The 15531-nt window shown below is 60.6% G+C and carries 11 protein-coding genes; 4 read left to right on the plus strand and 7 right to left on the minus strand.

The features are described 5' to 3' along the window. Nucleotides 1–34 precede the first annotated feature (34 nt). From NYR50_RS23385 to NYR50_RS23400, 4 genes are all read right to left on the minus strand, one after another. Nucleotides 35–610 (minus strand): cytochrome b, encoded by a 576-nt coding sequence (locus NYR50_RS23385; protein ID WP_418138199.1) that lies wholly within the window; start codon nt 608–610, stop codon nt 35–37. A gap of 59 nt (nt 611–669) precedes the next feature. Beyond that, nucleotides 670–2208, minus strand: coding sequence for an MFS transporter (locus NYR50_RS23390; RefSeq protein WP_418138201.1), 1539 nt, complete (start codon nt 2206–2208; stop codon nt 670–672). A 164-nt stretch (nt 2209–2372) separates the two neighbouring features. Then, nucleotides 2373–3437: an ATP-binding protein gene (locus NYR50_RS23395; protein ID WP_418138202.1), complete on the minus strand. Its 1065-nt coding sequence runs from the start codon at nt 3435–3437 to the stop codon at nt 2373–2375. Then, the gene (locus NYR50_RS23400) at nt 3434–4123 is read right to left on the minus strand and encodes a response regulator (protein WP_092773546.1); all 690 of its coding nucleotides are present in this window, start codon (nt 4121–4123) and stop codon (nt 3434–3436) included. Before NYR50_RS23400 ends, NYR50_RS23395 begins: the two co-directional genes overlap by 4 nt. A gap of 165 nt (nt 4124–4288) precedes the next feature. On the opposite strand from NYR50_RS23400, the gene NYR50_RS23405 reads away from it, so the two are divergent. Both NYR50_RS23405 and NYR50_RS23410 read left to right on the plus strand, forming a co-directional pair. Further along, on the plus strand, nt 4289–5455 hold the full coding sequence (locus tag NYR50_RS23405; protein ID WP_418138203.1) for an efflux RND transporter periplasmic adaptor subunit: 1167 nt from the start codon (nt 4289–4291) through the stop codon (nt 5453–5455). 14 nt (nt 5456–5469) lie between these two features. Continuing rightward, on the plus strand, nt 5470–8550 hold the full coding sequence (locus tag NYR50_RS23410; RefSeq protein WP_418138204.1) for a multidrug efflux RND transporter permease subunit: 3081 nt from the start codon (nt 5470–5472) through the stop codon (nt 8548–8550). A 77-nt stretch (nt 8551–8627) separates the two neighbouring features. On the opposite strand, the gene NYR50_RS23415 is transcribed toward NYR50_RS23410, so the two are convergent. Next, on the minus strand, nt 8628–9521 hold the full coding sequence (locus NYR50_RS23415; RefSeq protein ID WP_418138205.1) for an SDR family oxidoreductase: 894 nt from the start codon (nt 9519–9521) through the stop codon (nt 8628–8630). Between the two features lie 105 nt (nt 9522–9626). Between NYR50_RS23415 and NYR50_RS23420 the strand changes: the two genes are divergently transcribed. Beyond that, a complete protein-coding gene (locus NYR50_RS23420; RefSeq protein WP_418138206.1) occupies nt 9627–10445 on the plus strand; it encodes a helix-turn-helix transcriptional regulator in 819 nt (272 codons plus the stop codon). 128 nt (nt 10446–10573) lie between these two features. Here the strand turns inward: NYR50_RS23420 and NYR50_RS23425 are convergent, their stop codons facing one another. After that, on the minus strand, nt 10574–12343 hold the full coding sequence (locus tag NYR50_RS23425) for a diguanylate cyclase (RefSeq protein WP_418138207.1): 1770 nt from the start codon (nt 12341–12343) through the stop codon (nt 10574–10576). A gap of 253 nt (nt 12344–12596) precedes the next feature. On the opposite strand from NYR50_RS23425, the gene NYR50_RS23430 reads away from it, so the two are divergent. Then, the gene (locus NYR50_RS23430; RefSeq protein WP_418138208.1) at nt 12597–14546 is read left to right on the plus strand and encodes an ABC transporter ATP-binding protein/permease; all 1950 of its coding nucleotides are present in this window, start codon (nt 12597–12599) and stop codon (nt 14544–14546) included. 20 nt (nt 14547–14566) lie between these two features. Here NYR50_RS23430 and NYR50_RS23435 read toward each other — a convergent pair whose 3' ends face one another. After that, nucleotides 14567–15511, minus strand: a complete 945-nt coding sequence (locus tag NYR50_RS23435; RefSeq protein ID WP_418138209.1) for an isoaspartyl peptidase/L-asparaginase family protein — start codon at nt 15509–15511, stop codon at nt 14567–14569. Nucleotides 15512–15531: the final 20 nt, after the last annotated feature.

Here is a 15531-nt window from a genome sequence, read left to right on the forward strand (position 1 = left end):
GCGCCAGTCGCCTGGCGCGTGCGCCTCGCATGCGTCAGACCATGCGCGGAAGGACATCGGTCGGACCGCCTTTGTCCATCAGCCTGTGCTTCAGCGCGCCAAGCACATGAAGTCCGATCAGCACCAGAATGGCGTAGGCGCCGTAGCGATGCAGCGTCTGAAAGACCACGAAGGCATTGTCGTTCTTGGGAAGCAGTTCCGGCAGATGCGAAATCAGGAAAAACGGTATGCCGTCACTCTCGGAAAAACTGCTGGAAAGGGAATATCCGAGGAGGGGAACGAGGAAGGTCAGGAGAATGAGGAGCTTATGGACCGCGTGCGAGATCATTCGCTCCCACGGCGCAAGTGCCGATGGCGTCGAAGGCATGATCTTTGCGTAACGCCAGCGAAGCGCGAGATGGACGAGCGCCAACAGCCAGACGAGAATGCCGAACTGCTTATGGTTGGGATAAAAGATCGAGGCGGTGGCCATGTCGCTTTCCGGCAGGCGCGTCATGTACCAGCCCGATGCGATGAGTCCGATGATCAGGGCAGCCCTTACCCAGTGCAGACAGCGGATCGGCAAGGGATATTTTACGGCCGTGTGGCTGTCGGTGTTGATGTGTGACATCGCAATATCTCCGCTATTAACGTCGGCCAGATCGGCTCTGGCGCGTGAAAAAGACGGGCTCAGTGGCCCGCCTTCACGTTTTTGAGGGCAAGGAAAACGGCTGCCGAAAGCAGGCCGATCAGCGTGCCCGCCGCGGTCAGCAGAACCGCATGCGCCTGGGAAAAGGCGCTCTTGCCGGCGGCCACCAGTGTCGCAGCGACGTCTTGCGGCAGTTTGCCGGCCAAGACATAGGTATCTCCGATCGAATGGCTTGCAGCATCTGCGAGCTCTGCCGGAATACCGGCCGGAAACACCATCGCGCCCATGTAGATTGCCGACAAGGCGACGCCGAAGAAGGTGATGCCGAGTCCGGCGCCAAGCTCGTAACCGGTCGCTTCTAACGAACCGGCGGCACCGGCTTTTTCAGCCTCCACCGCTCCCATGATCGCGATGGATGAGGCGGTAAGCCCGATGCTGAGCGACAGTCCGAGCAGCACCAGGCATGCCGGCACGATGAGGCCGGGATCATGGAAGTCGGATTGCGCCAGCGCCACGAGGCAGAGGGCGGCAATCAGAAGAGACCCGCTTGCCACCGTTCGAAGGCCAAGTCGGTTCGACAGGAAGCCCGCAAGCGGACCTCCGACGGCGGCGGCAACCATGATGGGCAGCATGAAAAGGCCGGCCTGCAACGGAGATTTGCCAAGAACAAATTGCAGTTCCTGCGCAAGGGTCAGCTCCACACCCGCCAGTGCGCCAGATGTGATGATGGCCATGCCGACACCGGTAACGATGGCGGGGCGGGAAAAGAGCGTGACGTCCAGCATCGGCTCTGTGGCGGAAAGCTGGTGGCGCACGAAGATCGTCAGAGCGGCCGCGCCGATGAGGAAGGCCAACACCACAATCGCAAGCGGCTCCTTGCCGCCGAAACCGGTTTTGATGGCAAAGACCAGTCCGATGATCCCGACGATCAAAAGCAGGGCCTGGCTTATCTGCCATTTGCCGGGGGAGACGATTTCCTTTTCCGGCAGGATGAAGGCGATGATCGGCATGATGACGAGCACCACGGGAATATTGATGAGGAAGACCGATCCCCACCAGAAATGCTCGAGAAGGGCGCCGCCCACCAGCGGGCCGACCGCAGCACCCGCTGCACCGACCGTACCCCAGAGGCCAAGCGCCATCGCGCGCTCGCCCGGGTCTTCAAATGTGCGTCTGATGATGCCTAGCACGCAGGGCATGATCATCGACGCGCCAAAGGCAAGCAGGATACGTCCGGCGATCAGCATCCACGGGGTCAGCGAAAATGCAGCCACGACGGAAGCAAGGCCAAAGACGAACAGGCCGGTCAGCAGCATTTTTCTGTGGCCGATCCGGTCGGCGAGGGTTCCCATCGGCACGAGCAATCCGGCCATGAGCAGCGAATAGATATCGATGATCCACAGGACCTGTGTGGTCGATGCCTGCAGCGCCAGCGTCAGCGACGGCACGGCGATATGAAGGATCGTCATGTCGAGCACGACGGGCAGAAATGCCAGCATGACCGCAATGAGAATGACCCACCGGCGCGCATGAAGCGCGGAGGGCGGCGTGACGTTTTTCGGGTCGAGAGACACCGTCATTGTTTTCACCATCAGAATGCTTGATCGCGCAAGATGGCCGCCGCGGTGAAGGCGACGACTACTTCCGCAGCCTGAGCGTTATCGGCCGCGCCTTGTGGTTTCATGGAGGACATGTGGAGACTGTGTGGAGACTGGCACCGACCTGCAACCTCCGGTGACTGTGATCAGGAGGCTGGCCGGCCGAGCGAAATCTCGAACATGGCGCCGCCTTTTGCGGATGGCGCGTAACCTATCTTGCCGCCGTGAGCTTCTACGATGGCGCGAACGACGGAAAGACCAAGCCCATTGCCGCCCTTTTCCTGCGGGCCGGTCTGGATGCCTCTCCTGAACGGCTCGAAGGCCCAGGGTTCGATGTCGCCGCCGAGACCGGGGCCTTCATCCGTGACCCGCAGGAGCGTGACGTGGTTTTCAATCCCGAGCGTTATCTCGATAGCGCCGCGCACGGCATGACGGCGCGCATTCGTGACAAGGGCAAGGAGAGCTTGGCGAATGCGCATGGCATCGGCTTGCACCACGACATCGGAGAGGTTGAGCCGAAGTTCGAAACCCTCCTCCCGCAGTTCCTGTTCCAGCAGGCCGGCAAGCTGCTCGATTTCCGCCTTCAGCCGCACCGGTTCGATGCGCAGGTCGAGATGGCCGCTATCGGCAAGGGTGACGGTGCGCAGATCTTCGACAAGCCGGGCGAGCGAATCCACCTGCAGCACCAGCCCCTGAAGCGACGTCTCGTCAGGTTCGAACACGCCATCGATCATGCCCCGCAAACGGCCTTTGAGGATGGTGAGCGGCGTACGCAACTCGTGGGCGATGGTGGCGTTCCAGAGTTTCATATCCGCCGCCATGTCCTCGAGACGCTGCGCCATGGCATTAAAATCCTCGACGAGATGGGCGGTTTCCCCGAGCGAATGATCTCCCGGCAGGGCGCGCGCGGAAAGATCGCCATCCTTGATGCGTCTGGCGCTATGGGCGAGCGATTCAAGCGGCTGGAGAATACGCCGGGTCAGGCGGACCGAGGCGATGGCGGCAACGATGAGCGCGATGAAGATCAGGACCGAGAGGATGATGAAGTCGACCCCCGTCAGCCAGCTTTCCTCGCTTTCCGACCAGGGCGAAAAATAAAAGATGATGCTGAAGGCGATATAGGTGCCGAAAAAGACCACCAGCCCGGCAACCACGGTCATCGATGACATGGCCAGCAATATCTGCCGGCTGAGGCCTTTCTTCAGCATCATGGCTCGACCGCCAGGCGGTAACCGACACCGCGAATGCTGGCCAGCATGCCCTCGCCACCGGCCTGATCCAGTTTCTTGCGCAATTTGCTGAGATGGCTGTCGATCGTGCGGTCGAGCGCATCCGAACCGGGCAGGCAGGCGTCAACCAGTTCGCTGCGGGTGAAGACCTTGGTCGGCGTGCGCGCCAGATGCGCCAGCAGCCGGAACTCGGTCAGCGTCAGCGACAGGCGGGTGGTTTCGCCGTCCTTGTCGATCTTCGCCTGATAGCTGTCGAGATCGATGGTCAGATTGCCGACGCGGACGACGGCGCCCGCCTGGGCGAGCCCGGCGCGCCTGAGCACCGCTTTTGCGCGCGCGACGACTTCGATGGGGTTGAACGGCTTGACGATATAATCATCCGCGCCGATGCGCAGTCCCTGAAGACGGTCGACATCCTGGTCCAGCGCCGTGACCATGATGACGGGTGTGTGGCCACGCCTTTGTATTTCCGCCAGAACCTCCCACCCGTCCAGCCGTGGCATGGTGACGTCAGCCAGAACAATATCGGGTTTGAGGGCGCGGTGGAGTTCGAGAGCCACCTTGCCGTCACGGGCATGCACCGTGCGAAACCCCTCGCGGACGAAATAGGCTTCGAGGATGCCGGCGATTTCCATGTCGTCTTCAGCGATCAAAACTAGTTCAGCCATCGTCTTCAAACTCCTTGATACTTCCATGCCACCGAACGTCGGCGCCGTCGAGTATCGGGCGTTAGCCTCCACAAACCCGCAACAAAACCTCCACAAAGCCCCCACGCTCAAATCCTAGATGATCGCCAGCAAACAGGTTGTTTAAGAATTGGATGGTGGACACTCATGCGACGCGGATCACGCTTCTGGAAACTTGGCGCATTGTGCCTGCCGATCATGTTTCTCTTTGGCTGTAGCGACAACGGCCAGAGCGAAAGCGATACCGCTGAGGTGGTGGCGCCAGCGCGCGTCAGTGTCATGACCGTAGAGCCGGAAACGGTGACGGTTTATGATGAATTGCCCGGCCGGGTGTCGGCCTATCGCACGGCGGAAATCCGGGCGCAGGTGGGTGGCATCATCCAGAAAAAGCTCTTCACGGAAGGCGCATTCGTGGAAGCCGACACGCCGCTCTTCCAGATCGACCCCGCGCCGTTTTCCGCCGATGTGGATGCGGCAGCCGCCGTGCTCGCGCGTGCGGATGCGGAGCTGCTGAACGCACAGGTGAAGTATGAGCGGGCCAGATCGCTGTCTTCGCGCGAGATCACCAGTGCGGAATCTTTCAATAATGCCACGGCGGCTTTGGCGCAGGCGAAGGCAAATGTCGCGGAAGCGAAAGCCATTCTGGCGCGGCGGAAGCTGGAACTTTCCTATGCCACCCTGCGCAGCCCGATCAGTGGCGTGATCGGCCAATCCTTCATGAGTGAGGGCGGGCTCGTCTCATCATCGGCAACCTCGCCGCTAGCCGTCATTCAGCAGATCGATCAGGTCTATGTCGATGTCCGCCAGTCGGCCATGAGCCTGGAGGCATTGCGCGATACGGCATCCGAGGCGGGCGCGCAAAATCCGGAGGAGCTGCCGGTCAAGATCATGACCATTGCTGGCAAACCGTTCGTTCATGACGGGAAAGTGCTGTTCTCCGATATTTCAGTCGATAGCGCCACGGGCAGCCTCGGCATTCGTATCCTCGTTCCGAACCCCGAAGAACAGCTGCTTCCGGGCATGTATATCCGCGCCATGGTGCCGCGTGCCATCTACGGCGCCGCGATCCGGGTGCCGCAGGAAGCAATCATCCGCGATCCGGCCGGGCGTCCGCAGATCGTCGTTCTCGGCGCAGACAAGACCGGCGCGCGTCGCACGGTGGAACTGGGGCCGCTTGCCGACGGTCGATACATCGTCACGCACGGTCTTTCCGCCGGCGAGACCATCGTTGTGCTGGGGCAGGATCGTGTCCAGAGCGGACAGCCGCTCGAAACATCGCCCTTTTCCCCTGCCGCCCCAGAGACAAGAACCTAAGGAGCGGACACACCATGCCGCAGTTTTTCATCAACAGGCCGGTTTTCGCATGGGTTGTCGCCATTCTGATCGTGATCGCTGGCGTGATGTCCATCCCGCAGCTGCCGGTCTCGCGTTTTCCCGTCATCGCTCCGCCCAGCGTGTCGATCTACGCCACCTATACCGGCGCGACGCCGCAGACGATCAATGACAGCGTGACAAGCCTGATCGAACGCGAACTTTCGAGTGCGAAGAACATCCTCTATTTCGATTCATCGGCCGATTCCTCTGGTTCCGCCACCATCACCGTCACCTTCAAGCCGGGCACCAATCCCGAGCTTGCCCAGGTGGATGTGCAGAACCGGCTGAAGGCCGTGGAGCCGCGCTTGCCGGAGCAGGTTCGCCGCGCCGGCCTGACCGTGGAATCGGCATCGTCGGGATTCCTGATGATCGTATCGCTGAAATCGAAGGACGGTTCGCTCGATGCGCTCGCCCTCGACGATTATCTCGTCCGCAACGTTGCCCCGGAACTGAAGCGCGTCGCCGGCGTCGGCCGCGTGCAATCCTTCGGTTCGGAAGCGGCGATGCGCATCTGGCTCGATCCGGTCCGCCTTGTCGCACATTCCATCTCGATGGCCGAGGCGACGCAGGCGATACAGCAGCAAAATATCCAGGTCGCCCCCGGCCGTCTCGGTGAATCTCCCACCGTGCCGGGCCAGAAGGTTAGCGTGCCGCTCAATGTCAGCGGCCAGTTGCAGACGCCGGATCAGTTCGCGCAGATCATCCTCCGCTCCAATCCCGACGGTTCCCGGCTGACATTGGGCGACGTGGCGACAATCGAGGTCGGCTCGCAGACATCGAGCTTCTCCATCCTCGATGGCGGCAAGCCGGCGACGGCCGCTGCCATTCAGATGATGCCGGGCGCCAATGCTGTCAGCACCTCCACCGGCGTGCGTGAACGTCTGGCCGAGCTTTCAACGACCATGCCGGAGGGAATGGAATATGCCATTTCCTACGATACCGCGCCTTTCGTGAAGGTTTCGATCCAGAAGGTCGTTCAGACGCTTGCCGAAGCCATGGCTCTGGTTTTCCTGATCATGCTGCTGTTCCTGCAGAACCTGCGTTACACGCTCATTCCGGCCATCGTCGCGCCGATCGCCCTTCTCGGCACGTTCGCGGTCATGCTGGCGATCGGTTATTCGATCAACGCGTTGACCATGTTCGGCATGGTTCTCGCAATCGGCATCATTGTCGATGATGCCATCGTCGTGGTCGAAAATGTCGAGCGTCTGATGGCGACGGAGGGGCTTTCGCCGCTCGATGCGACCCGCAAGGCAATGACGGAGATATCCGGCGCCGTCATCGGCATCACGCTTGTCCTGACGGCGGTTTTCCTGCCCATGGGCATGGCCTCCGGTTCGGTGGGTGCGATCTACCGGCAGTTTACCGTGTCGATGGCCGTATCGATCCTGTTCTCGGCATTCCTGGCGCTCAGCCTCACGCCGGCGCTGTGCGCGACCCTACTGAAGCCGATCAGTCACGATCACCATCAGAAAAAAGGCTTCTTCGGCTGGTTCAACCGCGCCTTCGAGCGACTGACGGAACGTTATGCCGGTTGGGTGGCTATTCTCGTGCGCAAAACCGGACGGGCGATGGTCGTCTACCTCGCTATCATCGCAGCGGTTGCCTATGGCTATGGCACGCTCTCGACGGCTTTCGTGCCGGATGAGGACCAGGGCTCCTTCATGACATCTTTCACCCTGCCGGCGAATGCCACCGCCGAGCGCACCCGCGTCGTCGTTGATCTCTTCGAGAACCACGTCAAATCGAGGCCGGATATTGCCAATAATCTGACCATCATGGGCTTCGGCTTCTCTGGTTCGGGCCCGAACACCGCCATGTCCTTCACCACATTGAAGGAGTGGGGGGAGCGCAAGACGAGTGTGGACGAGGAAGTGAGCGCTGCGACCGAGGCGATGGCCGCCGCAGACGAAGGGCAGATTTTCAGCCTCAAGCCACCCGCAATCGACGAACTCGGCACGACATCGGGCTTTGCCCTGCGGCTTCAGGATCGCGCCAATCACGGTGGCGTGGCGCTTGCCCAGGCTGTCGCCCGGCTGACCCAGCTTGCAGCAGAGAGCAAGCTCGTGACGGATGTCCGCGTCGATGGTCTCCCCAGCGGCCCGAGCGTCACCCTGAATGTGGACCGTCAGAAAGCCAGTGCGCTTGGCGTTTCCTATTCGACCATCGCCGATACGCTGGGCGGGGCAATCGGCTCTACCTATGTCAACGATTTCCCGCGTGACGGCCGCCTGCAGCAGGTGATCGTACAGGCCAGGGCCGCAAGCCGCATGCAGGTGGATGACGTGCTCAACCTCCATGTCCGCAACGATGCCGGCAAGATGGTGCGCCTTTCGGAAATCGTCGAGCCAGAATGGTCGACGATGCCGCTGCAATTCACCCGCTATAACGGTTATCCGTCTGCCAGCATTTCCGGCGCGGCCGCATCGGGCGTCTCCAGCGGCAAGGCGATGGAGGAGATGGAACGGCTCGCGGCCAAGCTGCCCAAGGGTTTTGCGGTCGAATGGACAGGCCAGTCGCTGCAGGAACGGCAATCCGGTGCGCAGGCGCCGATGCTGATGGCCTTTTCGTTTCTCATCGTTTTCCTGGTTCTGGCCGCGCTTTACGAAAGCTGGACGGTGCCGCTTTCCGTCATGCTCGTCGTGCCGCTCGGCGTTATCGGCGCGGTCATCGCCGTGCATCTGCGCGGTCTGGAAAACGACGTCTTCTTCAAGGTCGGCCTGATCACGCTTATCGGGCTTTCTGCGAAAAATGCCGTGCTGATCGTGGAGTTCGCCCGAAAACGCCAGCAGGAGGGGCAGGGGCTCATCGATGCGGTCATCACCGCCTCACGTCTGCGCCTGCGGCCTATCGTGATGACCTCGCTCGCCTTCACTCTCGGCATCGTGCCGCTGGTGATCGCCAAGGGGGCAAGCTCGGAAACGCAGAATGCCATCGGCACCGGCCTTTTCGGCGGCATGATTTCGGCGACCGTGCTGGCCGTGCTCTTCGTCCCCGTCTTCTACGTCGTCGTGGCCCGTTTTCGCCGCAGCTGATCTTCAAACGGCAGGCGCTCCTGAGCCGACAAAGCCGAACAAGCTTTGAGGCCCGGAGCGCCTGCCGCCGACATTTGTTAGATTACCGAGTAATCCATGGCCCGGAGATCATCGAGCAGGCTAGGCCCATCCGTGGTCCAGCCCAGTTTTTCCCGCGTCAAGGCGCTAGACGCCCTGAGATCCATCGACGCGAACAGGGCGAACCAACCGAAATGGCCGGCGGCCTCCTCTTTCCCTACCGAAACGAGGGGCAACCCAAGGCCATGGGCAACGACCTCGGCAATGTCGCGCACGGCAACGCCTTCCTCGGCCACGGCGTTATAGCGCGCACCCCGTTCGGCCCGAGCCACCGCCTTCACATAGAGCTTCGCCACATCGTCCACATGACCTGCGGACCAGCGATTGGCGCCTTCTTCGACATAGGCGACGGCGCCCTTGCCGCGCGACATCTCGATATAAGGCGAAATGAGACCCTGTTTCACGGTGTCATGCACCTGCGGAAGCCTGACGACGCCGAGATTGATGCCCGCCTGCAATTGCTCCTCGCCCGCCAGTTCCGAGGCTATGCGCGGATTGAAGTGATGTGTGTCGAACACATCTTCACGCGCCGGTTCGCCATTGCCGGGATCGCCCATGCCGACCCCTGACGTGATGAGCAGCGGCCTGTCGGAACCCGCCAGAACGGAGCCGAGCGCCGCGATCACACGGCGATCCTTTTCGCAATTGGCCGCGAAATTCGCGAAATCATGGTCGAAAGCCGTATGGATGACGGCGTCTGCATTCTCGGCGCCGCGGGCAAGCCCCGCTGCATCTTCCAGCGTAGCGATATGCGCCGAGGCCCCGGCGGCCTGCAACTCTCTCGCACCGGCGTCCGATCGGGTAAGGCCGATCACCTCATGTCCGCCGGCCAGCAATTCACGACGAATCCGGGATCCGATGAACCCGGTGGCACCTGTCAGAAAAACACGCATACAAATCTCCCGCGTTGACGGAGCAGGTGATCCCATGAACAATTGTCCTGTTAAAGTAGTGACGTTATCATGGTATAATTCCCAACAGGCTGCGATGAGGAAACAATGACCGACAATGCGCTCAGCACCTTCCTGCGTGATCGCCGCATGCGGCTTGATCCCTCGACGTTCGGTTTTCCCATCGGCCGTCGTCGTACACCGGGCCTGCGCCGGGAGGAGGTCGCCCAGCGCGCCAATATCAGCCCAACCTGGTACACCTGGCTGGAGCAGGGTCGCGGCGGTTTGCCGTCCTCGGATGTGCTCGATCGGATCGCGAAAGGCTTGATGCTGACCGATCCTGAGCGCGATCACCTGCATATCCTGGCCTTCGGGCATCCACCCGAGCAGCGTTACCGCCAGTCAGAAACGATAACGCCGCGGCTGCAGGGCGTGCTGGATGCCATGCCGTTCAGCCCCGCCATCATCAGAACGGCGACATGGGATGTCCTGGCATGGAACCGGGCCGCCGCTGTCATCCTCACGGATTACAGCAAGCTGGCCAAGGAAAGCCGCAATATCCTGCGTCTGGTATTTTCCGATGAACGGGTGCGCTCCGCCCAAGAGGACTGGCGTAATGTCGCCCGTTATGTTGTCGGTGCGTTCAGGGCGGATGCCGCACGTGCCGGCGCGGGGACGGAGATACAGCAACTGGTCGATGAGCTCTCGGCCTCCAGCCCTGAATTCAAGGCCATGTGGGACGACAATGAGGTCACGAGCATGCATGACGGCGTCAAACGCCTCCACCACCCGGTCCTTGGAACCATCGCGCTGGAATTTTCAAGCTTTTCGGTCGAGGGACGCTCCGATCTCAGCATGATGGTCTATAATCCAGCAAATCCTGAAATGGCTGAACGCTTTCGCTCGCTGATTTCAGACAGCGTTTAGCGACGCGTTTGATGAGTTCCGAAACGCCCCGGGAGGGCGAGCAGCCACGAACTGGTGGAAATCCGCTTTGTCGCAGAAATTACAGCCGGCAGGGAGCGTCGAAACAGGTCAATCGGCATCTCGCGAATTCACATGGAATCGGACGATACCCATTTGTTCCGGCCGGTCTGTTTGGCGCTAAGCAGTGCGGCGTCCGCCCGTTCCAATACGCTGCTCACAGTTCCTGCACCCGGTGCCGTTGCGATGCCGATGGATATGGTTACCGGGTCGAGCAGGCGGCCTCTGTAGGTGAAGGGTGCCCGCTCGACGGCGTGCCGGAGTTTCTCCGCAAGCCTGGTTGCATCCTCGATGCCTGCATCTGGTATCAGCACGGTGAATTCCTCGCCGCCGAACCGGAATAGCGCGCCCTGATCGCCGATTGCTTCCGAAAGCACCTGGGCGACATATTGCATCACTGCGTCTCCGGCATCATGGCCGAAGCGGTCATTGAAGCGCTTGAAATGGTCGATATCCAGCATCAGGCAGGCAAGCGAACCGGTTGGCTTCTCAATGTGCCGGTTCAACGCCTCGTCGAGTGACCGGCGGTTTAGCAGACCGGTCAAGGCGTCCTGCCTTGCCATGCCAACCAGCCGCTTGCGAAGCTGGAGATTTGCGACGGCAAGGCCGATATTCTCGGCGAGAAGTTCCAGATACAGCCGCTCCGTCTCCAGCGTGTCGTTCCTCTCCGGAATTTCGAGATATAGCAAGCCAACCGTTTCGCCGAGCGCAGTCAGCGGTATGCACAGGCCGGTCCCGAAACTCCCATGAAGGTGATGGCAGACGACATCGTCGCCATCAGGATTGCTGGCGTGCGGACGTCCACGACGCAGAGCCCAGCAATCGTCGATCAAGAATTCCGAGGCGGAAAATGAAGGGTCGGACCATTGCCCGGTCGATTGGAGAAGCGAACTGTTTTCCTTGAGCACGAGCAGGCGGCCGGCAATGGCGGGGAAAATCTGCGGCATGAATTTCGAAACGACGTCGGACAATTCATCCTGATTCTGACAGGCCTGAATGCGATGCATCATCTGCAGGATCAGGTCCTTGATACGCTGGTTCCGGCGGTGCTCCGCGTCGAGCCGCTCCCGCTCCAGCCCGTTGCTGCGGAAGATCCTGATAGCCTGGTTCATTTCCCCAATTTCGTCACGACGCCCCTCGTCGGGCACCTCGATGCTGTAATCCTGCCGGGCAAGGCGCATGACGATATTGCTCATTCTGATCAGCGGGGCGGCAACGCGTCTGGTAAGGACGAAGTAGAGGACGGCCACAAACATCAGGGCGGTCAGGACAAGCATCACCTTGGCGATCGATCCGTAGAAATCGCTTCGGCTTTTGGCCTGATCGACGGTTGCCTGCGTACGGGCCGCAACCGTTTCTCTCAGCGTCGCAACGGTATCCAGCAGGCCCCTGTGCAGCCGGTAGTACTCATCGCCGAACAGGACCTGTTGTGCATCGCCCTGGTGGCCGGCGCGATAAAAACCGATAGCCTCGCGCTCCATCTTGTCGAGAACGTCGGCGCTCTTTTTTATCTCCTCAAATGATCTCGCCTCTTGCGGCGAAACACCGCGCGCGGCGAGTTTATCCAGGCTGTTTTCAAGGTGCTTTTCCTGGTCTTCGTCGACATAGAATTTTGCCAGATGCTGCTCGTCGCCGCGCATGACGTACAGCCGCGCCTCCTCGGTGCGCTCATCCGCGATGATCGCCAGTTCCTCGGCAAGATCGCTCACGTCGAGGTGATCCTGAATTGCCGCCCTCTCTTGAGAAGCGCTTCTGGCTGACAGAATGAATGTGGTCGCCGATACCGTTGTGAGTATCAGGGTCACGGCATAAGCCAGGTTCGTGATGGTGCTAAGTCGCATGATGGCGCCGTCTGCTTGCCGCGCGGTCTTACAAACCTCAGCGGCGGGTCCAGTTCCAGAGTCTCGTTGTTCTAGGACATATCGTCAAACGGGAAATCAGCAAGCGGTTAACCATCGATTTGATCTGTCGCGGCGAAGACCGGAAAGTCGCGGATCTGGAGGCTTTTGAAAAGCTCTGCGCCACACCGGCACTATATTTCACGCGGCATCACGAAGCCGTGAAACCTTTCAACGCATCGTTCGTTTAGCGCCCATGAGTGACAAAGACGCAGGACCGAAACCGGTCGTTGATGCCGACGAGACTGGCACCCAAACCGCATCCCAACAGGATGCTCCTGACACCGATGAGCCGCCTCCGCCGGAGGAGATGGAACCCGCTTCGGACTTGACCCCGGAGCAGGCGGAGGAGGTTCGCAGGAAATATCTGCTGAAACGCTTCTGGATCAGCGCCCGGGGCTTCTGGAGCCGGCGCGGCGATGCGCTCGCATGGCCGTTCACGCTCGGACTATTGGTAATGATCGGCATAAATGTCGGCTTCCAGTATGGTATCAACATCTGGAATCGCGGCATTTTCGACGCCATCGAGAAGCGGGACGCGTCGACGGTCTATTTCCTCGCCTCGATTTTCCCCCCGCTTGTGCTGGGCAGCGTTTTCATCGTCACCTCACAGGTTTATGTGAGAATGCGTATTCAGCGGCGCTGGCGTTCCTGGCTCACGAAGGTGCTCGTTGGCAGGTGGATTGCAAATGGCCGTTATTATCAGCTGAACCTGATCGATGGCGACCACCAAAATCCCGAAGCACGGCTCTCGGAGGATATGCGGATTGCGACGGAGGCACCGGTGGACTTTGTGTCCGGTGTCATCGCGGCCTTCGTGTCTGCCTCCACCTTCATCGTTGTCCTGTGGACGATTGGCGGCGCTCTGACGCTGTCAGTCGGTGGTGTGTGGATCACGATCCCGGGCTTTCTTGTCGTCGCGGCCGTTATCTATGCGGCCATCACCTCGACATCCATTGCCTTCATCGCCCGCAATTTCGTCAAGGTTTCCGAAGTCAAAAACCAGGTCGAGGCGGAGTTCCGCTATACGCTCACGCGCGTCAGGGAAAATGGTGAGAGCATCGCCCTGCTTGGCGGCGAGGAGGAGGAAAGAAGCGATCTCGACAAGAGGTTCGGCAATGTCCGGCGGCAGTGGCGCCTCATGGCGCAGCAATATATGCGGACAACGGTTGTCTCGAGCGGATCGATGCTGATTGCGCCCGTCGTACCGCTTCTCCTGTGTGCACCCAAGTTTCTCGATGGAAGCATGTCGCTCGGTGAAGTCATGCAGGCCGCTTCCGCTTTCACGATTGTCCAGTCCGCCTTTGGCTGGCTGGTCGACAACTATCCGCGTCTTGCCGACTGGAATGCGTGTGCCCGACGTGTTGCCTCGCTGATGATGTCGCTGGATGGTCTCGAACGGGCTGAAAAAAGCGATACGGTCGGCAGGATAGTGCGCGGCGAGACGGAAGGGGAGACGATGCTCAGTCTCAAGGATGTTTCCGTTTCTCTGGGTGACGGCACGGCCGTCGTCAAGGAGACGGACGTGGAAATCGGCGCCGGAGAGAGAGTGCTGGTCTCTGGAGAATCCGGATCTGGCAAGAGCACGCTGGTACGGGCTATTTCAGGTCTCTGGCCCTGGGGTGGAGGCAGCGTCAACTTCCGCGCCGACAGCCGGTTGTTCATGTTGCCGCAAAGGCCATATATCCCCGCCGGCACCCTTCGTCGCGCCGTCTGTTATCCGCAACCAGCCGAAAGCTGGACGTCGGAAGAGATCGGTGCTGCACTCGACAAGGTCGGCCTTGGTCAGCTCAAGGGCAAGATCGAAGACCAGGCGCCCTGGGACCAGACATTGTCGGGCGGCGAAAAACAACGGCTGACTTTCGCGCGCCTGTTGCTGAACGCGCCCGATATCATCGTCATGGACGAGGCGACGGCAGCCCTTGACGAGAAAAGTCAGGACAAGATGATGCAGACGGTGATCGAAGAACTGCCCGATGCCACCATCATCAGCGTCGCGCACCGTGCCGAACTGGAAGCATTTCATAGCCGGAAAATTACGCTGGAACGCCGGGAAGGCGGCGCAAAGCTCGTCAGCGATATCGAACTCATTCCACGGAAGGCGAGAGCGGGTTCCATGCTTCGCAGAATGGTGAAGCGCAAGTGAGTCGATCCGAGGTTTTTGACCTAGAGCCCAATCTCATATGCTGTGTCGTGGATGGCTACAAACGCCTCTCCAGACGGCGTCACCCAGCCGCGGAACATGCCCGGTGTATTGTATGGAGCGGCGATGCCGCCTTCAGCATCGATAGCTACTAGCCCCGCACCGATATCATGGGGACCCAGATCCTTGTGCACGAGATTGCCGGCGGCGGTTTCCAGATCCTGCCCGAGATAGGCGACGCGGGAAGCGATCTCGTGGCCGACGACATAACGGATGAAAAACTCGCCCTTGCCGGTGCCGGACACCGCGCAGACTCCGTCGCGCGCATAGGTGCCGGCGCCGATCACCGGGCTGTCACCCACCCGGCCGTCCGGCTTGTTGGTGTAACCGCCGGTCGAAGTAGCCGCTGCGAGATGCCCCGCTACATCGAGCGCCACCGCCCCCACGGTTCCATGTTTTTCGTTTTCCTTCGCTTCCGTACCACTGGCCGCATGACGCTTCATCGCCGCCAGCGCCTCGACGCGCTTTTGCGTGGTGAAATAGGATTGCGGCTCGGTGGCGAGGCCCTTCTCCCTGGCGAAGCGATCTACGGCCTCTCCCGTGAGATAGACGGCACGTTCATCTGTCATCAGCGCGCTGGCCGCCTTCACAGGATTGCGAATGGCGCGGGATGCGCTGATCGCGCCTGCCGCCAGCGTGGCCCCGTCCATGATCGAAGCATCGAGCTCGTGAATGCCGTTTTCGTTCAGTGCGGCACCATGGCCTGCATTGAAATGCGGGCTGTCCTCCATGACGACGACCGCTGCCTCAACGGCCTCGAGCGCTGTCCCGCCCGCCTTCAGCACGCCATAACCGGCGCGCAGCGCCGTTGCCAGATCGTCACGGGCCGCGGCCCATTCCGCAGCCGTCATGCTGTCTTCCGGCATCACGCCGCAACCACCGTGAATGGCCAGTGCGATCTTTGTCATTTGCTCACTCCTTCGTCGCC

Origin of the sequence: Agrobacterium sp. El2ro-1b (assembly GCF_048298475.1) — a bacterium.
GTDB classification, from domain to species: Bacteria; Pseudomonadota; Alphaproteobacteria; order Rhizobiales; family Rhizobiaceae; genus Agrobacterium; species Agrobacterium fabrum.

Coding starts and splice junctions, on each gene's coding strand:
- NYR50_RS23385 (WP_418138199.1), bottom strand. CDS start 610: ATGTCACACATCAACACCGACAGCCACACGGCCGTAAAATATCCCTTG.
- NYR50_RS23390 (WP_418138201.1), bottom strand. CDS start 2,208: ATGACGGTGTCTCTCGACCCGAAAAACGTCACGCCGCCCTCCGCGCTT.
- NYR50_RS23395 (WP_418138202.1), bottom strand. CDS start 3,437: ATGATGCTGAAGAAAGGCCTCAGCCGGCAGATATTGCTGGCCATGTCA.
- NYR50_RS23400 (WP_092773546.1), bottom strand. CDS start 4,123: ATGGCTGAACTAGTTTTGATCGCTGAAGACGACATGGAAATCGCCGGC.
- NYR50_RS23405 (WP_418138203.1), top strand. CDS start 4,289: ATGCGACGCGGATCACGCTTCTGGAAACTTGGCGCATTGTGCCTGCCG.
- NYR50_RS23410 (WP_418138204.1), top strand. CDS start 5,470: ATGCCGCAGTTTTTCATCAACAGGCCGGTTTTCGCATGGGTTGTCGCC.
- NYR50_RS23415 (WP_418138205.1), bottom strand. CDS start 9,521: ATGCGTGTTTTTCTGACAGGTGCCACCGGGTTCATCGGATCCCGGATT.
- NYR50_RS23420 (WP_418138206.1), top strand. CDS start 9,627: ATGACCGACAATGCGCTCAGCACCTTCCTGCGTGATCGCCGCATGCGG.
- NYR50_RS23425 (WP_418138207.1), bottom strand. CDS start 12,343: ATGCGACTTAGCACCATCACGAACCTGGCTTATGCCGTGACCCTGATA.
- NYR50_RS23430 (WP_418138208.1), top strand. CDS start 12,597: ATGAGTGACAAAGACGCAGGACCGAAACCGGTCGTTGATGCCGACGAG.
- NYR50_RS23435 (WP_418138209.1), bottom strand. CDS start 15,511: ATGACAAAGATCGCACTGGCCATTCACGGTGGTTGCGGCGTGATGCCG.